This window comes from Levilactobacillus namurensis, from assembly GCF_032197885.1.
In the GTDB taxonomy this organism is placed as follows: Bacteria; Bacillota; Bacilli; order Lactobacillales; family Lactobacillaceae; genus Levilactobacillus; species Levilactobacillus namurensis_A.
Window position 1 is genome coordinate 1,880,875 of record NZ_CP134159.1, and the last position, 21,968, is coordinate 1,902,842.

21 protein-coding genes and 2 pseudogenes are annotated in these 21,968 nt (G+C 40.1%); 4 read left to right on the plus strand and 19 right to left on the minus strand.

Annotated elements, in window-relative coordinates:
• The first annotated feature begins 553 nt into the window (after positions 1-553).
• From RIN67_RS09110 to RIN67_RS09120, 3 genes are all read left to right on the plus strand, one after another.
• A complete protein-coding gene (locus RIN67_RS09110; RefSeq protein WP_265000400.1) occupies positions 554-793 on the plus strand; it encodes a hypothetical protein in 240 nt (79 codons plus the stop codon).
• A gap of 68 nt (positions 794-861) precedes the next feature.
• The gene (locus tag RIN67_RS09115; protein WP_182151142.1) at positions 862-1,785 is read left to right on the plus strand and encodes an IS30 family transposase; all 924 of its coding nucleotides are present in this window, start codon (positions 862-864) and stop codon (positions 1,783-1,785) included.
• Positions 1,786-2,004: 219 nt separating this feature from the next.
• Positions 2,005-2,676, plus strand: a complete 672-nt coding sequence (locus tag RIN67_RS09120) for a glycosyltransferase family 4 protein (protein ID WP_265000355.1) — start codon at positions 2,005-2,007, stop codon at positions 2,674-2,676.
• 320 nt (positions 2,677-2,996) lie between these two features.
• Here RIN67_RS09120 and RIN67_RS13420 read toward each other — a convergent pair.
• From RIN67_RS13420 to RIN67_RS09185, 13 genes and pseudogenes are all read right to left on the minus strand, one after another.
• Positions 2,997-3,498, minus strand: a pseudogene (locus RIN67_RS13420) (IS30 family transposase); the annotation flags it as partial.
• A 487-nt stretch (positions 3,499-3,985) separates the two neighbouring features.
• The gene (locus tag RIN67_RS09130; protein WP_265000358.1) at positions 3,986-5,017 is read right to left on the minus strand and encodes an LCP family protein; all 1,032 of its coding nucleotides are present in this window, start codon (positions 5,015-5,017) and stop codon (positions 3,986-3,988) included.
• A gap of 98 nt (positions 5,018-5,115) precedes the next feature.
• Positions 5,116-5,961: a dTDP-4-dehydrorhamnose reductase gene (gene rfbD, locus RIN67_RS09135; RefSeq protein WP_265000359.1), complete on the minus strand. Its 846-nt coding sequence runs from the start codon at positions 5,959-5,961 to the stop codon at positions 5,116-5,118.
• 16 nt (positions 5,962-5,977) lie between these two features.
• Positions 5,978-7,009: a dTDP-glucose 4,6-dehydratase gene (rfbB, locus tag RIN67_RS09140; RefSeq protein WP_265000360.1), complete on the minus strand. Its 1,032-nt coding sequence runs from the start codon at positions 7,007-7,009 to the stop codon at positions 5,978-5,980.
• A 9-nt stretch (positions 7,010-7,018) separates the two neighbouring features.
• Positions 7,019-7,600 (minus strand): dTDP-4-dehydrorhamnose 3,5-epimerase, encoded by a 582-nt coding sequence (rfbC, locus tag RIN67_RS09145; protein WP_265000361.1) that lies wholly within the window; start codon positions 7,598-7,600, stop codon positions 7,019-7,021.
• Positions 7,593-9,032, minus strand: coding sequence for an oligosaccharide flippase family protein (locus tag RIN67_RS09150; protein ID WP_265000362.1), 1,440 nt, complete (start codon positions 9,030-9,032; stop codon positions 7,593-7,595). The genes rfbC and RIN67_RS09150 overlap by 8 nt, the downstream gene beginning before the upstream one ends.
• 16 nt (positions 9,033-9,048) lie before the next feature.
• Positions 9,049-9,918, minus strand: coding sequence for a glucose-1-phosphate thymidylyltransferase RfbA (rfbA, locus tag RIN67_RS09155; RefSeq protein WP_265000363.1), 870 nt, complete (start codon positions 9,916-9,918; stop codon positions 9,049-9,051).
• Between the two features lie 22 nt (positions 9,919-9,940).
• Positions 9,941-10,804 (minus strand): glycosyltransferase, encoded by an 864-nt coding sequence (locus tag RIN67_RS09160; protein ID WP_265000364.1) that lies wholly within the window; start codon positions 10,802-10,804, stop codon positions 9,941-9,943.
• A complete protein-coding gene (locus RIN67_RS09165) occupies positions 10,801-11,793 on the minus strand; it encodes a capsular polysaccharide synthesis protein (protein ID WP_265000365.1) in 993 nt (330 codons plus the stop codon). Before RIN67_RS09165 ends, RIN67_RS09160 begins: the two co-directional genes overlap by 4 nt.
• Positions 11,794-11,808: 15 nt before the next feature.
• Positions 11,809-12,906 carry a hypothetical protein gene (locus tag RIN67_RS09170; RefSeq protein WP_265000366.1) on the minus strand — a complete coding sequence of 366 codons (1,098 nt, stop codon included), beginning with the start codon at positions 12,904-12,906 and terminating at the stop codon, positions 11,809-11,811.
• A 171-nt stretch (positions 12,907-13,077) separates the two neighbouring features.
• Positions 13,078-14,079 (minus strand): stealth family protein, encoded by a 1,002-nt coding sequence (locus tag RIN67_RS09175; protein ID WP_265000367.1) that lies wholly within the window; start codon positions 14,077-14,079, stop codon positions 13,078-13,080.
• On the minus strand, positions 14,073-14,849 hold the full coding sequence (locus RIN67_RS09180) for a glycosyltransferase (protein WP_265000368.1): 777 nt from the start codon (positions 14,847-14,849) through the stop codon (positions 14,073-14,075). Before RIN67_RS09180 ends, RIN67_RS09175 begins: the two co-directional genes overlap by 7 nt.
• Positions 14,850-14,863: 14 nt before the next feature.
• Positions 14,864-15,343: pseudogene (locus tag RIN67_RS09185) on the minus strand (sugar transferase); the annotation flags it as partial.
• Between the two features lie 231 nt (positions 15,344-15,574).
• On the opposite strand from RIN67_RS09185, the gene RIN67_RS09190 reads away from it, so the two are divergent.
• Entirely contained in the window at positions 15,575-16,801 is a 1,227-nt protein-coding gene (locus RIN67_RS09190; protein ID WP_313872918.1) for an IS110 family RNA-guided transposase, read from the plus strand.
• 131 nt (positions 16,802-16,932) lie between these two features.
• Here the strand turns inward: RIN67_RS09190 and RIN67_RS09195 are convergent, their stop codons facing one another.
• The 6 genes from RIN67_RS09195 to rfbB (RIN67_RS09220) all read right to left on the minus strand — a co-directional run bounded on the left by RIN67_RS09195 (position 16,933) and on the right by rfbB (RIN67_RS09220) (position 21,759).
• Positions 16,933-17,187 carry a sugar transferase gene (locus tag RIN67_RS09195; RefSeq protein ID WP_264999325.1) on the minus strand — a complete coding sequence of 85 codons (255 nt, stop codon included), beginning with the start codon at positions 17,185-17,187 and terminating at the stop codon, positions 16,933-16,935.
• A gap of 18 nt (positions 17,188-17,205) precedes the next feature.
• Positions 17,206-17,988 carry a tyrosine-protein phosphatase gene (locus RIN67_RS09200; protein WP_264999326.1) on the minus strand — a complete coding sequence of 261 codons (783 nt, stop codon included), beginning with the start codon at positions 17,986-17,988 and terminating at the stop codon, positions 17,206-17,208.
• A complete protein-coding gene (locus RIN67_RS09205) occupies positions 17,985-18,740 on the minus strand; it encodes a CpsD/CapB family tyrosine-protein kinase (RefSeq protein ID WP_264999327.1) in 756 nt (251 codons plus the stop codon). Before RIN67_RS09205 ends, RIN67_RS09200 begins: the two co-directional genes overlap by 4 nt.
• A gap of 9 nt (positions 18,741-18,749) precedes the next feature.
• Positions 18,750-19,550, minus strand: a complete 801-nt coding sequence (locus RIN67_RS09210; protein WP_264999328.1) for a YveK family protein — start codon at positions 19,548-19,550, stop codon at positions 18,750-18,752.
• A gap of 447 nt (positions 19,551-19,997) precedes the next feature.
• Entirely contained in the window at positions 19,998-20,735 is a 738-nt protein-coding gene (locus tag RIN67_RS09215; protein ID WP_264999329.1) for a hypothetical protein, read from the minus strand.
• A gap of 19 nt (positions 20,736-20,754) precedes the next feature.
• On the minus strand, positions 20,755-21,759 hold the full coding sequence (gene rfbB / locus RIN67_RS09220) for a dTDP-glucose 4,6-dehydratase (protein ID WP_264999330.1): 1,005 nt from the start codon (positions 21,757-21,759) through the stop codon (positions 20,755-20,757).
• Positions 21,760-21,968 lie beyond the last annotated feature (209 nt).

The window sequence follows — 21,968 nt, forward strand, 5'->3', positions numbered from 1 at the left end:
GTCCGCCTTGCGACTATGCATCGTTTCTGTAAAGTGTTGCCCGCTTTGGCGCATCTTGATTTTTGGGCCGTTAACCTGATTTTACTGTAATGCCCTTTACGATCACAATGCCACCAAGTTCCACGAATAAATTTATGTAATGTCCAATCTCCGCTTAAGCTTTTACCTAATTCACTATTAGTGTAACATTCAAGCTTATCGTTATACTTCTAAAGAATATTTTACATATTAAATACGCATTTAATAAATAATTAATCGACACTAATAATTTCGATTTTAACCATACCCTTCCAAGTCTCATACTCTAATCTAACGCTTTTATAATTTAGTGTTCTTAAAGTTTAACGTTCCACAAATCAGTCTAAAGTGCAATAATTAAAATAGTTAGGTTTTAGAGATTCGCAAAAAATCAGCTTCCCTACAGCACTCCCCAAAAAACACTTCGGATAATTAAATTTTCCTATCCAACAAGTTTACTAATTCTCAGGTCGAGAACCACAATATTCATGTAATATATACATAAATGACACATTCCACAAAGGAGAACTAACCCATGATTAACTATATTGCACGTTGGAACATAAATGACGAGAAAAGCACTTGGTCAGGTACTACATACTCTCTATATGAAGCTTTAAAAAAATACACTAACGTAAATCGCATTGATGCACCACAAGAAAACTTCTTACAAAAAGTAAGGCTAAAACTAATGAGAACAAATAACCACTTTGATATAAAAACACTCAACAGAGAAAGTAATTGGCAGATTGTAAAATTTAAGTTGAACATTTAAGTAGACAGAAAAACCCATCAAGGTCTTTAATGGTGTTACCACACAATCCATTAGAAAGAAGGACCTTGATGAGCACCACTATTTTATCATTCCAGAACCGTGTTGTCATTGAAACGCTTCATAAGGAAGGACGTTCCTTGCGATACATCGCTAACTACTTAGACTTTAGTAAGACCACCATCTTTAACGAACTTCACCGGCTAAATAGTGAGTACCAGGCTGGGCTAGCGCAAACTGACTTTGAACGAAAGGTTAGTCAACGGGGGCGGAAGTCTTCGCTCACTAAAAACCTTAAACACTTGATCGAGGAAAAGATTCAAGTCCAGAAGTGGTCCCCTGAACAAGTTGCCCATGTGGTGGGGATTGCCTACAAGACAGTCTATAACTGGATTGATCAAGGATGGCTTGATATACAGTTGCCCGATTTGCCTGATCATGGAATTCGTCGTCATCGTGCTAAAGAAAAGCGTGGTACGTTCAATCACGGCCGCTCCATTGAGGAGCGGCCTCATAAAGTCGAAACTCGCCAGGAATTCGGCCACTTTGAAGCTGATACCGTACTTTCTGGTAAACGTAAAGGTCAAGCTGTGGCTACTTTTGTGGAGCGTAAAAGTCGCCTGACAATTGTTAAACGGCTCCATGGTCGCGACAGTCAGTCCATGACTCAAGCCGTACTTGAACTAGCTAGTCAACTTCAAGACAAGCTCAAGACGCTTACTGTGGATCATGGTAAAGAGTTCGCTAACTACCAGACAATTGAACAGCTAACAGGTACTCAGGTTTATTTTGCCCATGCTTATTCACCACATGAACGCGGTAGTAATGAGAACCGTAACCGAGTTTTGCGACGGTTTATTCCCAAGGGACAAGCCATTGAAGAACTAAGTGATTACCAACTGGTTCAAATCAATTGGTATCTGAATTCACGGCCACTTAAATGTCTTAATTGGCATACACCAATCGAGATCTTCTTGCTTAATCTACGTCACTAAATTCGTTCAAGTTATTTCTTGCAATCTGCCAATTACTTAGCTCAAAAAATTTCAAACACTAAAAATATAATCCAAATCGGGGATATGGTAAAACTACCTAACTCCTATATCTATCAAGATTTAAGCTTTAGTGCCTTAGAATATCTTAAAGAACACAATCCAGAGATGTATAATTACAGCGGTTTTCAAAATATTAACTAATTGCACTTTCAAAAACGAATGGAATGGCAAGAAAATTTTTACAGTCTAAATACCCACATTTTTACAATGTCACATTGGCTAGAAAAATTTTTAAAAAGCCAAGGAAAATATGATGTCCACTATGTTGGTGCTGGTGCCAACATACCAGCCATAACTCAAAATAATATTCTACGAAATAACCACACCGCCTTATTTATCGGTCATGATTTTTATAGAAAAGGTGGGGATATCGTTATAGAAGCCTTTAAAAAATTACATACGGAAGATCCCAAATTTCGATTAATTATAGCTGGGCCTGAAGAAATTCCTAACAAATATCAGAATATTTCTGGAATGCAATTTTTAGGCCCAATTAATTATTCACAAGTATCCCGTTTGATGAAGCAAGCAACTTTTTTTGTTATGCCTTCTCGTTTTGAAGCATTTGGCTTGGTTTTTGTAGAAGCTATGGAAAATGGATTGCCAATAATCGCACGAAATTGCTTTGAAATGCCTTACTTTGTAAAAGAAGGTAGTGGTATTTTAATTAACCCCGGGAACGATGAAATTCAACAAACTTATCAGGCAATGAAAGAGATTTTTAATAACTTAATCTTTCAAAAAATGGCTGAACAAAAGGCTAATGAAATTACCGAAAGTTATTCATGGGATTCGGTTGCCAAAAGAATGCTACAAATCATACAGAAATAGACATTTCATAAGCAACAAATAACCAACCGTATTGCCTTGTGCTGAATTTATGGTATTAATGAACTTAAAGCTCTTGCATTCAATAAAAACCACCAGCATAGCTGGTGGTTTTTTTACAGCCCTAGAAGGACTCATCACACGCGGCAGCCCATAAATGGACCCAACAAAAGACTACCAACTGTCAAGGGCAGTTATAAAATGTAGGTTTATGGCGGTTTAAAAATGTGGGTTTTGGGCAGTTAATTAACGCCCGAGAATTACAAGAACAAGTTAGCCACTAGTCAAAACTTAATCAAACCAATAGGTATCACTGAATGAATCTACTTACCACCGAGTGCGGTTTGAAAGCGTTCGGCTGGTGTCTGATAACCGAACAGTCGCCGGGGAAGCTTGCGTCCAGGCGACTTGTGCGGGACTGACCGCGTCTAACGACAGCCCCTTAGGTAAGTCTTGTCGGATCATCCAGTTATGGACTTCGTTGGTCCCGCGCTCACTAGACGTGTAAGGATGAGCGAAATAGACCGGTGCGATATCGTCCATGACTTCAGTAAGCGTGGTGAACTCAGGGCCGTTGTCGGCCGTGATGGACTGGATGACAGGTCCGTACTATTGCTTGATTTCTTGCATGGCATACGCCACTGAGTCCGCTTCACGACTATTGATGAGTCGCAAGATGGCCATTCGAGTTTGGCGTTCAATCAGCGTTAGGACAACGCTCTCATGACCGTTACACTTACCGACTACGGTATCAATCTCGAAGTGGCCGAATTCATGGCGCGTATTCGCCACAACTGGTCGTTCGTCAACGCTGTGCCCAAGCAACGGACACTTGTTTAGTTAGAGTCACCGCCATTGTGCATCGTAACGATTTCTCCGCGTTCAAACGCAGTTAGATGGTGACCCTTAGGGCGAGATATGGTAAGCTGTTCTTGCATCAAGACAAAAGGCCTCTTTCATTGTTTGTTGTAGGAACTCCAACGATACCGGACTTTTCTGTCTTGGTGTATTTATTTTGTCCAAGTGGCTAACTTGATTTTAAAACTCGCCGTTGTAAACAATCACTGATTTATTGTCATCTATTTTAAGTTGTAGCGCTTTAGTTGGACGTGTATTCGAAACTGGATTGGTAATGACCAACTCGAACTTGAACAATATCTGGTTTTTCACTCATCAAAAACACCTCACCATTTAATTATGATGAGGTAATCATAGAACGTATTGAGCTGGCTTTAAATCCGGTCGGTTGTTTACTGCTTACAAAGCGAGAGCCACCTCGATTGAGATGCTCTCGCTTTGTTGTACGTACCTTTTAGTAGCCGTAGTTCGTCGTAGTAGAACTCTCAGAGCTGCTAGAACTGCTGGAACTATCAGACGTTGACGTGAAGATTGCGGCTGATCCAGTATCCGCGTGCTTCAAGTCTAAGCCTTTACGAATAAAGTTCGTCACCCGTTGTAATTCCTTCTTGTGCATGACTTCCATATCTTGGCCGCCAATTTCCTTACCGTGACCCTGCAAGTGGGTTTCCTTAACTGTCTTATCGACGGAACGGTAATTCTTGGCTAACGAAGTCAAGTTATCAAACGTCAAATCGGTCTGAATTTGGCTGGATAAGGAGTTGATGAAGGATTGGTTCATCAGGGTGGAAATAGACCCACTCTTCTTGACCAAAGCCATCAATACCGTCCGTTGACGTGTCTGCCGACCATAGTCGTTGTTAGGATCATCGTACCGCATCCGGGAGTAAGCTAAGGCTTTCGCACCATCCATGTGGGTCTTAGCGCCCTTCTTGAAAGTGTACCCTTCATACTTAAACGTTAACGTTGGCGTAACATCGACACCGTCAACTTCATCGATAACCTTCTTCATGCCACCCATGTTAATCAAAGCATAGAAATCAATGGGAACATTAAGCATCTGTTGAACGGTCTTAATGCTAGTCTTCGAACTTCCCCAGGCATAGGCCGCATTAATCTTAGAAGGTGCACGACCTTCAAATCCAGGAATGGAAACGGCTGTGTCCCGCGGAATACTGGTAATCGTAGTCTTATCGTTTTGCGGATTAAGCGTGATAACCATCATGCTATCAGTCCGGCCTTTATATGTACGATCTAAGGCACCCGTATCGGTTCCCATTAAGAGAACTGAAATTGGCTTCTTATCCTTAATCTGTTCACTAACATTTCGCTGCTTAGTAACCCCTGAAGCTTTAAAAGAACTGTTAATTGAATCCTTAACACTTCGGTAACGGTGGGCTGCATACGCTCCCCCACCAACGATAAGAACCAAAATAATTACTAAAATGGTATTTCTCAATTTATGTGATTTTCTTCGATGTTGCATAGCTAACCCCTCCAAACATTCTATATTGCTCAAAAGATCAGCCGAGTTACACATGAACCCCTTAAGCAACTATTTTAATGTTACCACTGAATCATAAACTACATTTCAACATTATGCTTAAACATTGCTAAAGCTTCTTGCCAGCTTGGAATATTGAAACCAAGCGTCTGCACCTTTTTCAAGCCCATAACAGAATGCTTCGGCCGATACGCCTTCTGCGGAAATTGGGTAGAATCCACCGGATGAATCACAGTGTCCTTATCCTTCAAAATCTCACAAGCAAATTCATACCAAGAACATTGTCCTTCGTTCGACAGTTGATATGATCCGTAATCCGGACTTTTCTCAATCAGAAATGTCATAAACTCAGCCAACGTTTTAGTCCAAGTAGGCCGACCGACTTGATCATCAACGACGGATAATTCATCATGTGTCTCAGCCAATCTGAGCATCGTGTATACAAAGTTCTTACCATACTGACCAAAAACCCAGGAAGTCCGTACAATATAGTACTTAGACATAATTTTACGAACTAGATTTTCACCATCACGTTTTGCCCGTCCATATTCATTCTTCGGATTAGTCTGCGCCGACTCATCATACATTCCCGTATTTGTTCCATCAAAAACGTAGTCTGTGCTGATATAGACTAACGTTGCCCCAACCCGTTCAGCCGCCACCGCTAAGTTACGAGTTCCATCAACGTTTACCCGTTGATTGATCGTCTTTCCCGGTTCTTCCTCGGCTGCATCTACAGCCGTATAGGCGGCACAATCATAAACCAAGTCAGGCTTATAGTCATCAAAGAATTGATTAACTGCCTGCGTATTCGTAATATCCAACTGTTTAGAATCAGTAGCCATATATTCAATGTTTCGAGAATCTAATAAATGGCAAAGTTCCGTTCCTAATTGCCCAGAAGCTCCTGTAACTAGAATTGTCACTTTAATCCCTCACTGTCTACTGTCCATTCTTAGCATACTTGGCTTCTACCTCGGCCTTTTCAGCTTTCCACCAGTCTTCGTGCTCACGATACCAATCAATAGTGTGCCGAAGTCCCTTTTCAAAATCTGTAAATTCCGGCTCCCACCCTAGCTCCTGACGTAATTTAGTGGAATCAATAGCATACCGCATATCGTGCCCTGGACGATCCTTAACCTGATCATAAGCATCCGCTGGTTGGTCCATTAGTTTTAGGATTGCTTCCAAAACTTCTTTGTTATTCTTCTCCCCATCGGCACCAATTAAGTAGGTCTCGCCAATTTCACCTTGAGTTAAAATCAACCAAACCGCACGAGAATGATCGTTTGTATGAATCCAATCACGTACGTTCTTACCATTACCATAAAGTTTTGGTCGAATTCCACTTAAAATATTCGTTACTTGCCGAGGAATAAACTTCTCAATGTGCTGGTAAGGACCATAGTTATTCGAACAATTAGAAATTGTTGCTCTTAAGCCAAAAGACCGAACCCAGGCTCGAACCAATAGGTCAGAACTAGCCTTAGATGAAGAATAAGGACTGCTAGGGTTGTATCGTGATTCAGGCGTAAACTTCTCACCTTTGCCCTCACCATGACCTGGCAAGTCTTCTCGTAGTGGCAAGTCACCATAGACCTCATCTGTAGAAATATGGTGGTACCGGACATCATACTTACGACAAGCCTGGATAAGGGTATAAGTTCCAATGATGTTGGTTTGAATGAATGGTGACGGGTCCAATAATGAATTGTCATTATGACTTTCAGCTGCATAATGCACAACCGCATCTGCATTCTGAACTAATTTATCCACTAAGGGAGCGTCACAGACATCCCCGACAACCAACTCCACCCGATCTTTCGGAAGTCCCGCTAAATTAGCTCGGTTTCCTGCGTAGGTAAGCTTGTCAAGTACCGTAATATGCTTGACCTCGGAATGATGCTTAACAACATAATGGACAAAGTTCGAACCGATAAACCCAGCTCCACCAGTAACAATTAAATTATTCATAACTGCCTCCTAGATTTCACCATAAACAAACGGATTGTTCTTCTCAAATTCAGTAAAAGTTGGTTGCTGAGCATCTTTTTCAGAGGTAATCGCCTTATCAAAATCAATTGGCCAATCAATTCCTAATTCCGGCGTCTTAAATGAAAAACCACCATCAGCTTCCGCATCATAGTAATTATCACACTTGTATAGAAAGTTAACGTTATCCGTTAACGTTACAAAACCATGTGCAAATCCCTTAGGAACCAACAATTGACGATGGTTACTTGCAGAAATAATATAACCTTCCCATTGCTTATATGTAGGTGAACCCTTACGAACATCAACAATCACGTCTAATACAGCGCCTGTAACAACCCGAATTAGCTTTGTTTGAGCCGCCTTACCACGTTGAAAATGCAATCCCCGCAACACGCCAGCATGGGCGGATAATGATTGATTATCTTGAATAAAGTTGAAATTAATTCCAGCTTCTTTAAAGTCTCGATCAGAATAAGTTTCCGTGAAGAAACCTCGGTGATCACCGAAAACTGCTGGTTCAATAATTTTAACATCTTGTAATTTAGTTGTTGTAATTTTTAATTTACCCAAAAGTTTTCCTCCTAATTTTATATTCCTTTACTACATATTTTACTAAACGCGTTCGACACATTAACAACACACAAGCGTAAACCACTACGCCCAATCCTATTCCAAAGATAATCGATATCCAACCGGAGAGCAATGATTGCTCAAGTAAAACCACCAGCCCCATAACCAATGCAGACATAAAAGCTTTCACTAAATCTCCGCCCATTCCCTTAAATAACAACATACCTTTTACCTGAATTACTTGCATAACAGTAACTAATGATTCAGACATAAGTATTGCATAAGCAGCACCTAGAGCTCCATAATAATAAATTAGTGGAAAACTTACTAGAATATTAAAGATGCTCCCTGTGATAATCGATACGTTTAATTGTCTACTCTTTCTTGACGGAACCAAGTATTGATTACCTATCACGTTAGCAATAGTCATCGGTATCAATATAACGGACTGTATCTGAAGTAAAATAATAGCTCCCCTATACTGATTACCTAAAAACAAGGGGATTAATTGTGAAGACAAAGCAATTAATCCAAAACATAAGGGGAAGACAATAAACAAACTAAATGATAACGATAACTTTAACAATTTTTGAACATTTTCACTTTTTCCCTTAGATATTTCACCTGCAACAACGGGCATTAAAACAGTGGACAACGATGTCAAAACAGTAAATACTAACCTCACAATTTTATCAGAATTGTCAAAATAACTTTCTTCCCTAATTTTACCCATATATCCTAGAATGATCTTATTTAATACGGTATACAACGTTATGGAAATCTGCGGGACAAACAGTGCAATCGTACCTCTAAGATGTTGAAATGGGTGCATATCCGGTAATAATACTTTTACATCAAACGATATTAATTCCTTTAAATACGGCCACAACAAAAGATTAGAGAAAAGAACAGATAGCGAGTTAATTAGCACATAGGTAATTAAATCATCACTACTTTTAACTAAAGTAAATATCAACACGACCGAGGTGATTTTAACAAAAAAATTTCGGATTACCAAAACCGAGAATCGCTCAGTACCCATAAATAACCAAGACACATCAAAAACGTTAGCAATCACGTTTATAGAGTAAGCCCACATAAAGATATGGTAATTAGGCATTCCAAATATTACCATCACTAGTACGAGGAAAGAAATCCCTGTAGTGAGCAGATTTAAAAACTCTAATTCCCAAAATAGGACTGATCTTCCTCGCCTATTATTTCTTAAATATGCAATTTCGCGTTGCCCATAAACGGTTGTTCCTAAAACCGCAAACAAGACAAAATAATTAGTCAGGGAATACGTGTATGAATTTATCCCTAAATACGTTGGGCCTAAAATTCGTGACACGTATGGAAGCGTAATAATTGGTAAAATAATTAAGAAAATTTGATATGAACTATTATAGAAATAATTCTTTATGACTTTCAAATATCAAACCTTCTTTCTATACACGATTTATAAGTCTTAACAAGTACTGACCGTAGTCATTCTTTTTTAGAGGCTGAGCCAAATTATAGACTGCTTCTTTATCAATATACCCCATACGATAAGCTACTTCCTCTAGGCAAGCGATTTTTAAATTTTGCCTTTTCTCAACCGTTGCAATAAAATTACTAGCTTCCTGAAGTGAATCATGGGTTCCCGTATCTAACCATGCAAAACCACGTCCCATCAATTTCACATCCAGCAAGCCCTCACGCAAATATGTTTGATTAATATCTGTTATTTCTAACTCACCACGTCTAGACGGTTTAAGTCCTTTAGCAATATCTACGACCTGATTATCATAAAAATACATTCCTGTTATAGCATAATTACTAGCTGGATGGTTTGGCTTCTCTTCAATAGATTTTACATGTTTATCTTTATCAAAAGATACCACACCAAATCTCTCAGGATCATTAACATGATACCCAAATACAGTTGCTCCAACCTTCTTACTTGAAACACTTTGAAGAAGTTCAGATAATCCACCACCATAATAAATATTATCACCCAGTATCAAGCACACCGTATCATTATCAATGAAGTCCTCGGCAATAATAAATGCTTGAGCCAACCCCTTAGGTTGTTCTTGAACCTTATAGGAAATATTTAATCCCAAAAAACTACCATCACCAAATAAATCCTCAAACCGAGGAAGATCTCTCGGCGTGGATATAACTAAAATATCTTTAATCCCTGCTAACATTAAAGTGGACAGCGGATAATATATCATGGGTTTATCGTATACTGGCACTAATTGTTTTGATATTGACTTCGTTATCGGATAAAGTCTGGTTCCTGATCCACCCGCTAAAATTATTCCTTTCATACTTTAATTACTCCCTTGCATTTCAAGAAGACACTCTTCTCAACAAAATTAGAATGAAATTATCTACAGCATTTACAACATGGTACATTCTCTTGTAAAAACTTCCCGCATTATAGTATTTTGAAACTACATATAGCCTGCTATAATCATTTATCTTTTTAAAGGACAATTTTTTCAAGCTAGTAGATCCTCGACCTACATGTTCAAAATTCACGCAATTTAATAAATAATTTTGAAAGTCGTCATCCAGCAATCTACAATATAATGCTTCTTCTTCATAATAAAGGAATGTACCACTATCAAAGTACCCAATCTTTTTAAAAACACTCTGTTTAATGCAAAAAAAAGCTCCCGTAACAACATCTACTGGGATAAATGCATCCTCATTACTACTCTCCCTATAAAAACTACCTTCCCTAAATCCCATTTTTAATAAAATCCACTTCAATATCCATGAATTATATATAAAAGAACTCAATGGGGTCATATGATGCCAAGCTGAGTTAACCGTTCCGTTTATCAGCGCAGTCACAGCACCAGCGTTTGGTGTTCTCATTACGAAATTATCCAAATAGTTAATCGTTTTTTCTGAAACTACGACATCCGGATTAACAATAAATATGGAATTTTGCTCATGCAATTGGAATCGACTTTCAGCATACTTAAGCCCAATATTGTTTCCCTGAGCATACCCGAAATTCTTTTTCGACTTTATAACATGAACACTTTCACTTACCCCATACTTATCTTTCAAGAACTGATATGATCCATTATTTGATGCATTATCTACAATAACAACTTCGTCCATTCCCGAAATTAATAGATTATCGCAACATGCCACCGTCTGTCTATAATTAACATAATTCAATAAAATTGCGATTTTCATTGGTAACTCTCCAATATATATTCTTGTACTGTTTTTACACCATTAACACTATTCTTCCAAACGAGCTTATATGTAAAAACAAAAAAGATATTTTCATCCTTATCAATCAAATTGGCAACATTCTGCGTTATTGGCTTATTCCAAAGTTGCCTTGTAAGTAGTCCATACTGATTTACAGGTTCCATTCTACTCCATTGCTTCTTCAATTCAGGAATCCTTTTTACACCTGCAAAATAAGCTTTGAAATTAGAAAAATAATCGATTTTTAAAATAGGATCACTAAGTAATTCAAACGTTATATCAGCTGCAAAGCTATAAAATAATGAGTTTCTTTTACCAACTAGAAAACCATTGTTGAATTTTTCAACAAACGGAATTGCCACATACATATTACGGGAGGTAATGTCGCGTACTTTATTCCAGACCAACAATTCAAAGTTCCATATATCATCCGGAAGCGGTCGAACCATGTACTGAGTAGCGTCTAACCAAACCCCACCATATCTTTTCAGAAGCATAACCCGTAAATAATCGCTTAGATGGGCAGCAGAAATATGTCCTTCATTAAAACTTTCAATAACACTTGAGTCAACATCTAGATATCGATTCAAGTTTTCCAAAGACACTACCTGTACAGTATACTCACCTGCATTACGCTTCATAGACTTTATACATTCAGAAACTGCATAAGGAAGATTTGCCTCTCCTTGAAGCCATACCGTCCATAATATCTTCTGGGAAGGTACTACCCCCTCCTCACGGTATTTTGAGTATTTATAAAATATGGGCTTATATTTTTCATAAATATAATCTTCTATCATTTCATCGGTCTTAGAAGCTACTCTCTTCAAAACAGAAGCAAATCCATCCATTTTACTACCTAGTAATCTAAAAATCATACGCAAGAACAGCCCAATTAACTTTATAGAAATATACTTAATTCCTTTTACAATACCAAAACATTTGATAATAATACTGACCTTTTTCATAACCAGCGCTCCCTCCTAAGAGCTATACTTACTTGACGAAATAAAGTCCAGCATCACTAACACCATCGGCAAGTAGAATATTCGTTGGGGATCAAGTAGAGAAAGATTAATACAGCTTCCAAGAATCACCACAATTATCAAAAAACTAATTTCCTTTTTTCTGGATTTGATAAAGCTTACCATCAAAGTAACAGCATATATGACCATATCAACAATACCAACTAAGCCAAATTGTGCTAGAAAACCAACTATACCTACATCGTCATAATTATAAGTAACCACTTGCCCTAAATTAGTAACATATTGATTGTGAATTAAATTACCATAAACAGAGTCTCTAGCAAATCCCATTGAAAACCAACCACTAAATCTCAGATTAGATATATAATATTTAACCGCTTCTAACCGAATAGAAAGAGAACTTACTCGATTAGCATCCCCATACAAAAGCCTATTAATAACATACAATATAAGTAGTATTACAGGAACAGATAATGTAATTATTATCATTAAGATTAAAGAAAAATCAAATTTCTCTTTAATCCTAATAAAGGCTGCTATTATGTATACTATGAGCAATAACACAATGTACGACCGCGTTTGACCTACGAATACTATATACAGCGTATTTATTCCTAAAATTAGGTATGTAGTCATACCTGAAAACACTCTTTTATGAATAAGATGAAAAATCAATAAGAAAAGAGTTGCGTAAAAAACAAAATCTGACGCTGAAGGAATACGCGTGAATCCTAATTTCACATACCTCAAAGAAGAAGCTGACATAAAGTCTAAATTAGAATTTAAAAAAGGATACCTAACATCAGAGTGAACAATTAACCAAGATTGTAGCATCTTGGTTATAGATAAAATCAAAGAGAACACGGAAAACATTTTAACAAAATCTACCCACGCATCCCAATTATTAAGAAAACTAGTATAAGGAAAGTATAAAAACAAAATTAAGAAAAAATACCCTACTAGAAATGTCGAAAATAGTGATTGATCAAATTTGGAGCTAGTTCCAAACAAAACTAAAACCCAAGTAAATAACATCAGGCTAGTAAATAAGGTGAAACGTCTATCAATTCTGAAATCAGATTTGGACTTCACAAAAATAGCTCTTAAAAAAATATATATAAAAATAATCAAAACCAGTAGTTTCTTTTGCGGATACGATATCAAACCCGACACCGATCGTAAATTAACCAAATCAAATAGATTAGCTTGAATTAGTAAAAAAAATGCTAAAAAAGTTTTGTCGAATTTTCCCAAAATCATACCTCAATTTTCAAAAGATGACTTATCGGGGAATTTCCCCTCAAAAGTCTGCCGTAATGAATGTGATATTTTCTTAAACATTTTATGATCAATATTAGCATCATCATTAATAACAATCATTTTATGTTTTCCATTTCTTATATCTTTATTTGCCGCATCAAAATTAGTATATAAATCATATATTTTTCCTACTCTAGGACTTCGAACTGAAAACTCCCCATTAACCAAGGAGTAGTATCTCACTAGCCAAATTGTAATATCTTGTTTAGACCTAAATCTATCATTCATAGTTTGTACATAAGCAGAATGGTTACTTTGAATTACCATTTTCATTTTAGACTTACGTAATGAGTAAGGATAGTGTAAATCAAAAAAGCGAGTAAATCTAGGCCAGAAAAACAGCAATATTGTGTAAATATTTAGTTCCATATTGACAGGATTAATAAATTTAAAAAAGTGTTTTTTCATAACTTCTTTTTTATTAAAGTTTTGGTTGATTATTCGCATATTATTTTCATGAATATAATCGAAATCAAACATGGGTTGAATCGCGTTTAATCCTGCAGTGTCTTTTGGCAATCCAGACTTCGAAAAAAAGTCTGTTTTTTTGATGGGCCTATTCAAAAACATATCATCATTAAAGTAAACAAAATGCTCTGACAAAGAGGGGATTTTATATAAATTAAGTTCAATTGCACTTGAATTAAAAACTGGAAGATACTTAGCATCAATCAATTGTGAATGATCCACCACAGTCAATTTTTTATTATCAACATTTAGCCATGTTGGAACCTGACGATCTGTAACCAAAAAAATATGATGAACCCAAGGAGCATACTTCTCCACGGCCCTAAACCAATACTGAAATATGTAAAAGTCACGAAATCTAGCATTTTTTACATCTAAAGTATCTTCGTCACTATATTTATTATACTTTTCAAGCCAGGTTTTATCTTGTCCATTAACCCAAGTAACAACAAAATCAACGTTAAAATGTTCTACCAAAGCTTCCAACCCCACTTATTAAAATAGATTTTCATGCTACGCAACATTTGAATCACGCCACGTACAGACTTCCTATTTTCCCGTTGCCATTCATGATATACAAAAGCATCTGGGAAAAAAACAGATTTGGATACCTGATTAACTTTCCTTGTTATATCACTATCTTCCATATACAAAAAATAGGATTCATCAAAGCCGCCAATTGATTCAAATATACTAGTTCTAAAAAGCATAAAAGATCCGGGAACATTCTCGGCATCATGAATACTAGAATATCCATCCGGTAAATTAACAAATCGGGCTTTTCTCTTCTTAAAAATTGGAAGCCCAATAAATCTAAGCGCCATATCTGCAATAGTCGCTTCTTTTTTTAATAAGTGTTGGATTTTGCCACTCGGAAATTTAATCAATGGAGAAAGCAATCCATATTGTGGATTACTTTCCATATAATTTATCATCTTTTTTATTTGAACATCATCACTTACGTACACATCAGGATTAACAACAAAATGATAATCACTTTTAAGATTACTTAGTACCGCATTATTACCGTATGCAACCCCCCCATTTTTAGAAGAGTTAATTACACATATTCTATTATCCTTGTATTTTTTTAAGAACTTTCTAAGTCTATCATTTTCAGAAGAATTATTTACTAGATAAATTTTGCAATCGAAATCTCGCATAACAGATAGCATATTGAGAACAAATTTTTCAATTTGATCATTGCTATTATTATAAAGAACTGTAGTTACAGAAACAGATACCATCAAATTCTCCTTAACTAATATGCCCCATTGGGTTTAAAAAATACAGTTACTGTTTTAACCAATACATATAAATCAAAAAGGCAACTACGTTGATTTATATACCTCAGATCTAGATCAACCATTTCACTAAATCCAACACTATTTCTTGCAGTAACTTGCCACAATCCCGTACACCCTGGTTTAACAAGTAACCGCTGTTTATCATAATCTGTATATTCTTTAACCTCTCTAGGAAGAGGCGGACGTGGCCCAACCAAACTCATTTGTCCTAAAAGAACATTCATTAATTGTGGTAACTCATCAACACTGTATTTTCTAATGAATTTTCCAACCTTCGTGACTCTAGGGTCATCTTTCATCTTAAACATTGCACCATCGACTTCGTTTTTATCAACAAGTTTATTGAGCATCTTATCAGCATCCACTACCATTGAACGAAATTTATACATTTTAAAAGGTGCCTTATGCTTTCCCAAACGAATTTGCGAATAAAAAAATACTAAGCTTAGAGGCATAGAAGTTACCCGACGGGGTGCTCCTATGCCTCTATTACTTTATAGTGGTAGTGAAGACAGGCCGTGGGCGCTTTGGGTCCTTGAGACCGTAATAAAAAATGGCCGCTTCACTGGTTTTAGTCAATTTGATCAAAGTATTTGGGCTCTCGAAGCCGTGTTTTGAAAACGAGATTACTAAAACTGACGTGAAGACTTCAGAAAGACAAGTATATGATTATGCGAACAATTATTGGAATCGATGTCAGTAAAAACAAAGCTAACGTTGCGGTGGCGACGGATTTAATCGTCGCCAAAGAACTGACCGTCCCTCTAGATGCACTGGGATTTAATGAACTGAAACACGTCGTGCTTCAGTTCGGCGGAAAAGCGGAAATCGTCTTTGAAGCGACTGGTGTTTACTCCCGGCGCTTAGAGTATTTCCTTCAACAAGAAAATTTGAATTACCATATTTTAAATCCCCTGGCGGCTAAGAATCGCATCGCCACTGGTACGCGAATGAGAAAAAACGATCAACGTGATGCGCGCCGATTGGCGATTACCGAGTTTACCGAACAGTTAGAGCCCTATCTTCTAGCTTACAAACAGGATCCCATCTATCGTGAATTAACGGATATGAACCGTTATTACGACCAACTCAATGAGGATAAGAAACGGGCCCGCAATCGAGCTCATCGTGTCTTACAGCTTGTATTTGCGTCATTTGGGGCCTCCAAGGGTGGCTTTAACTTCGATACAAAGCTGGCTTGGAAGATCCTAACACTCTTCCCGCATGCACAAATCGTTCGTGAAATTGGCGACCTTAACGCGTTAGAAGCACGAATATCAGCAGCACATTTCAAAGGGATGAACGCTAGGCGTATTCACGATGCCGCACGAAAGTTATGGAAACTGGCCGCTCAGAATGGTGACGCCGTACCCGTTACTTCGGATAACACGCGGCAAATGAAAGCTTTGGCGGAACAAGTTCTCACCCTAGAAGCAGCGCAGGACCAGCAGGTCGTGCGCATGATGGCCTTAGGTAAATCCTTGTCAGAGTTTACGCTTCTTCAAACAATCCCTGGTATTGGTGGCAGTACCGCCATTCGGCTAATTAGTGAATTAGGTGATATCCGACGGTTCAATACCCGTCAGCAATTGAACAGCTATGTCGGCCTGGACACAACGGAAGTTGACTCCGGTGACCATCAATCCGCTCGCCATATCACCAAACACGGTAATCCCCATGCACGCCGAATCTTGTATTGGACGGTCGTTCTTATGCTTAATCCTAAGATGGGCGACAATCATATTCGCGATGCATACGAAAAAAGACGAGAAGCTTCTTCTTCAAAGAAGAAACTCATCGTCCGTCAAATGGATCGTCTTATTAAAACAATCCTATACCTGATAAAAACGAATCAACCTTACTCCTATGAGCTGAGCCCTCAATCGAAGTAACATTCATTATAGTTTATAATACCAGCCTTGAAAAAAATTTGATACCTCCAAGGCTTATTTAGCTGGCTATAAATCACTAAAATAATAGCAATAGGGCCTAGGCTCCGGAACGAAGAACATCGTTCCGGAACCTAGACCCTAAATTTCTCATCATAAAACATTGATTTAACAACATCTTTATTGACAAAACGTAGAAAAATCGGTCCATGTGGATTTTCAATCTTAATAACTACTGCTACAATCAAAAAAACCGGAGACAATAAAATTAAACCAATGAGACTGGCTATAAAATCAAAGACTCGTTTAACAACTCGGTATCCATAACGATGTTGTTGATATTCGGTATCAACCGCAACTGGTCTAACCTTTCCTTCGCTATATTCCATAAACTGCCAGCTCCTACACTAGAATAGCCAGAACCTTTTTTTCTTCAACGACGAGATTCGCTGCGCCGTTCCCCGTGATACATCATCCCCATTGATGATTGCTTTTGCATTGGCATTGAAGTGCTCCGCAAAATCCTTACCCTTTTCTTTTACCAGCTTGTCAAAAGCCTCTTTCATCACAAATCGACGACCTTTGAAGTTATGGGCATCTGAAGCAAAGATATATCCCATTCCAGAATCAATGATTTTTGACGTCAGCTTTTCAACATCTTTGCCAAAAATTCCTAAATAGCTACTACTCGTCAGTTGTGTTAGACATCCCATCGTGACAAAATCATATAATTTATCAGGATGCTTTTGGAAACCATGATTTCGCTCTGGATGTGCAATTACTGGTGTAATTCCCCGAGTTTTCAATTCAAAGATCATATCTTCTGTATACTCTGGAACACCACTATGTGGCAACTCAAGCAGAAGATATCGTCCACCCTCATCCATATATAGAACATCGTTAGCATCAATAGCTTTTAACAAATCCCCTGTTAGATGTACTTCCTGTCCCGGAAACACCGTTAGTGGGATTTCGGCATTCCGGATGGATTGCTGAAAGTTAGCAACCCGATTCAAAACATCTGCCCGATGATTGGTATAATCGCCATCCATATGGTGCGGTGTCAGTAAGATATGACTAATTCCCTCGTCAACTGCTGCCCGAGCCATATCTAAAGCAAAGGGTAAGTCTTTTGCCCCATCATCAACCCCCGGTAACATATGACAATGTAAGTCAATTAATCCGTTCATTTCTTATCTTCCGTTCCATAGTAGCCACCGTAGTTACCCCCATAATAACCACCATAATAGCCACCAGACTTCTGTGCCGTCACACGATTCATAATGGCCCCTAAAATGTTAGCATGAACAATCTCCAGAGACTTCTTTGCTCGCCGGACACCTGCCTTAACAGCGATTCCCTGCGGGACCACCAAGATTGTGCCGTCAACCCGTGCGCCCAGTAATTGCGCATCCGTAACCGTATTTACCGGTGGTGCATCGACAATCAGAAGATCTGCTTTCTCTTTTAAATCATCCAGTAAAGTTGCCATCTTAGAACTCGTCAATAGCTCAGATGGATTAGACGGAACTGGTCCACTCGAAATCACAGACAAGCCGTCCACCATAGTTGGTTGAATAATTTCATCCAATGACGCATTACCGGCTAAATACCCCGACAAACCAAACCGGTTACTAACCCCAAAGGTTTTATGTACCGTAGGACACCGCAAATCAGCATCCATCAAAATTACTCTGGTACCTTGATCCGCATAGGTAACTGCAACATTGTTACTAACCGTTGACTTACCCTCGGAAGGCTCTGATGACGTAAACATAATCGAATGCAGTTCTTCACCCACTGAAGAAAATTGAATATTCGTCCGAATCGTCTTGAACTGTTCTGAAACCATCCCGGAAGGATCATCGTAGGTAACCAATCCAACACCATACTTCAAACTATTATTATCGAGCTTTTTAGGCTTACGTTTAAACCATGCCATTTATTTCACCTAGACCCTTCTATGTTGTTCCCGTGATTCAATCGTGCCATTGTCTCCAGTAATTAAGACATCTTGTTTGAATCGCCGTTGCTTCCGTTGTTGATGCTTGGTAATCTCTTTTTCATCAATTTCGCTTACCAGTCCTAAGCTCACTAGACCTAAATCATCGGTAATAAACGCATCATCGGAAACGGTCTTGTCACTTAATTCGCGAACAAAGGCAAAACCAACTCCCAAGATGATTCCAATGACAAATCCCGCCATTAGGTTAAGTTTCTTCCGCGGACTTACAGCATCAAAATTTGGCGCTGCTTTTGAAACAATCGAGACATTATGTACACTCATGATCTTAACAACTTTTTTCTTAAAGACCTTAGCTGTTGCATTAGCAATCGCTGCTGAAGTTCGCGCATCACTAGTCTTCACCGTCACCGAGAAGACCTGAGAATTTTGTTGACTACTAATTGAGATGGCACTTTTTAGCTTACCAAGTGAGCCAGGGTACCCCGGATAATTTCCAACTTTCTTCTGGACGCTCTTCAGCACTGTCGGACTGGTCATAATATCCTTATAGGTACTAATCATCTGCACATCTGCTTGATTTTGCTGTAAGGCCGCGCCTTGCATATTCGCTGATAACTTCCGGTTGACCAGTAACTCTGTGGTTGCTTCATACTTCGGGGTCATCACAAAAAAAGTCACGAAGCCCGCCGCAATCGTGACCACTAACGTCGTCAAGACAATTACTTTAAGACGCTTCCGTAGGATACCTAAAATTTGCCCCACACTAATTGTTTGTTCCGAATCCATCTGTTTCCTCCGCATCTGATAACGTATCAACAATGGTGTTAACAATCAAATTACACACCTATTATCATTTAATTACTGAAGAAATCATAACACTGTTACCAGTTGCAAACAATACAGTTTCTTTAACCATTCTTAATGAGACGTTAGTTCTTTGTTCAAACTACCCTAAATTAAAGAGGGCTCAACCGCGCGGTTCTTTTCGTTTTCTTAAGGTTTTCAGTCGCCGAATATGACAGCTTATTTACAAATATGTATCAAATTATCTAAAAAACAAATAAGTTCATTTTTTACCCCAACTCCCTCCATTCTCTACCAGCATAACCCTTCCCTACTGACAACATAAGGGACATCTTCCCTTAAAAAGTCCCCTGCTCATAGCTAAGTACCCAATCAATTATGTCCAGAACCTAAAAAAGCTCGGCCACATCTCCGGGCTGAGTCTATTTCTTATAGCGTCTCAATCGGCGTCCAAGTCGCCGCCACCTTGATCACGGTCGCTAACCGACGAATCGGGCTGGTGCCCTGCTTCACCATGAGACCGCCTTGCCGGTAGAACGGACTGGTCACCACCTGGAGCTTGGTGTGGTCCACAATCTGGTCTGGGGTCAACTCGCGGTGGAAATAATCCTGGGCCAATGCTAGCACCAGAGCCTGCAAGCTGGCCTCATGGTAGATGATTCCTCCCATGGGATTCAACGTGAAGACGTTCTGGTGATACGGGTTCTGACGGTAATTCACCAACTGGTCACTCTTACACTCAATCATCGGGAAGCCGCCCGCGAACACGTAGTACAGGCTCCCCTGGTCATCCACCACCTCCGTCAACTCCAGAGTATGGTTACTGGCCGTATTGCCCCAAGGGTCCAACAACTCCGCACCCTGCGCCGAGACCTTGAATGCCCGGTGATACCGGTCCGTCAGTTCCTGGACCGTCCCACGAGTATTGGTTATGAACCGGTTGCGGTTAGGATGACTCCTAAAGAACGTCGGCGTGAGAACGGGGGTCCCCCGCCGTTCCCGCAAAGCGTTCAAGAACCCCAGACTCTCCCGGGTGGGATACAGTTGCGTCCTGGTCTGGTCAAAATCGCTAGGCGTCAGATTGACGAACGTCCCCATGGGGTAGACGCCACCTACCGACCGCTGCGCCCGTTCCGTGTCAAAAATCGTGTGTTCAATGGTTCCCATTGTCATTCCCCTTCTCTAATCACTGTCCGTGCCGGGCGTACGTCGCCTCAACGCGGGCCTTAGCCTCCTGCCACCACTCCGGATGGTCGCGGTACCAGGCAATTGTCTGGCGCAGTCCCGCCGCAAAATCGGTATACTGTGGCCGCCAGCCTAGTTCTTCCCGTAATTTAGTGGCGTCAATCGCGTACCGCTGGTCGTGGCCCAATCGGTCACGTACCTGGTCGTAGGCGTCTTTGGGCTGGCCCATCGCCGTCAAAATCATTTCCAAGACTTCCCGGTTGGTGTGCTCCCCCTGAGCGCCAATCAGGTAAGTCTGCCCAATCCGGCCCCGGGTCAGGATCAACCACACCGCCCGCGAATGGTCCGCCACGTGGATCCAGTCCCGGACGTTGCGCCCGGTCCCGTAGAGCTTGGGCCGCCGTCCACTTAAGAGGTTGGTGATCTGCCGGGGAATAAACTTCTCGACGTACTGGTAAGGGCCATAGTTATTCGAACAGTTGGAAATCGTCGCTCGGAGACCAAACGACCGGACCCAGGCCCCCACCAACAGGTCCGCACTAGCCTTGGTCGCCGAATACGGACTGCTCGGCTGGTACCGCGACGTCGGCGTAAAGGCCGCTGTTCCGGTCAACGGCAGGTCGCCGTAGACTTCATCCGTCGAAACCTGGTGGAAGCGCACGTCGTATTTACGACACGCCTGTAACAGGGTGTAGGTCCCCAGAATGTTGGTCCGTACGAACGGGTCCGGGTCCACCAGCGACCGGTCGTTGTGACTTTCCGCCGCGTAGTGGACCACCGCATCCACCTGGGCCACCAACCGGTCGACCAGGGGCGCGTCACAGACGTCACCCACCACCAACTGGACCCGGTCCGCCGGTAAACCCGCCAGGTTGGCGCGGTTCCCCGCATAGGTCAGCTTATCCAGCACGATGATTTTACGGACCTCCGGGTGCTGGGCCACCAGGTACCGAACAAAGTTGGCCCCGATAAAGCCGGCCCCGCCGGTCACTAAAAGTCGTTGCATGGTCGCTACCCCCTCTCTCCCATTATTTATTAATCCTATTATATAGCGTTTTCTTGGTCGCGTCTGCTGGTACGCCAAACTGAGGAGAGTGGGGCCAAAGGCGATTAGTCAGTGAGCATTAACGTCGTCAGCCAGATCATCCCGGGGTTGGATGATCTGACTGACGGGGTTAAGCGGAACTGACTGCCTTTGGTCCCACGTTTCAGCAC

Coding starts and splice junctions, on each gene's coding strand:
- RIN67_RS09195 (WP_264999325.1), bottom strand. CDS start 17,187: ATGGAATATAGCGAAGGAAAGGTTAGACCAGTTGCGGTTGATACCGAA.
- RIN67_RS09120 (WP_265000355.1), top strand. CDS start 2,005: ATGGAATGGCAAGAAAATTTTTACAGTCTAAATACCCACATTTTTACA.
- RIN67_RS09160 (WP_265000364.1), bottom strand. CDS start 10,804: ATGAAAATCGCAATTTTATTGAATTATGTTAATTATAGACAGACGGTG.
- RIN67_RS09205 (WP_264999327.1), bottom strand. CDS start 18,740: ATGGCATGGTTTAAACGTAAGCCTAAAAAGCTCGATAATAATAGTTTG.
- RIN67_RS09190 (WP_313872918.1), top strand. CDS start 15,575: ATGATTATGCGAACAATTATTGGAATCGATGTCAGTAAAAACAAAGCT.
- RIN67_RS09180 (WP_265000368.1), bottom strand. CDS start 14,849: ATGGTATCTGTTTCTGTAACTACAGTTCTTTATAATAATAGCAATGAT.
- RIN67_RS09210 (WP_264999328.1), bottom strand. CDS start 19,550: ATGGATTCGGAACAAACAATTAGTGTGGGGCAAATTTTAGGTATCCTA.
- RIN67_RS09215 (WP_264999329.1), bottom strand. CDS start 20,735: ATGGGAACCATTGAACACACGATTTTTGACACGGAACGGGCGCAGCGG.
- RIN67_RS09115 (WP_182151142.1), top strand. CDS start 862: ATGAGCACCACTATTTTATCATTCCAGAACCGTGTTGTCATTGAAACG.
- rfbB (WP_265000360.1), bottom strand. CDS start 7,009: ATGAATAATTTAATTGTTACTGGTGGAGCTGGGTTTATCGGTTCGAAC.
- rfbB (WP_264999330.1), bottom strand. CDS start 21,759: ATGCAACGACTTTTAGTGACCGGCGGGGCCGGCTTTATCGGGGCCAAC.
- RIN67_RS09110 (WP_265000400.1), top strand. CDS start 554: ATGATTAACTATATTGCACGTTGGAACATAAATGACGAGAAAAGCACT.
- rfbA (WP_265000363.1), bottom strand. CDS start 9,918: ATGAAAGGAATAATTTTAGCGGGTGGATCAGGAACCAGACTTTATCCG.
- RIN67_RS09200 (WP_264999326.1), bottom strand. CDS start 17,988: ATGAACGGATTAATTGACTTACATTGTCATATGTTACCGGGGGTTGAT.
- RIN67_RS09165 (WP_265000365.1), bottom strand. CDS start 11,793: ATGAAAAAGGTCAGTATTATTATCAAATGTTTTGGTATTGTAAAAGGA.
- RIN67_RS09130 (WP_265000358.1), bottom strand. CDS start 5,017: ATGCAACATCGAAGAAAATCACATAAATTGAGAAATACCATTTTAGTA.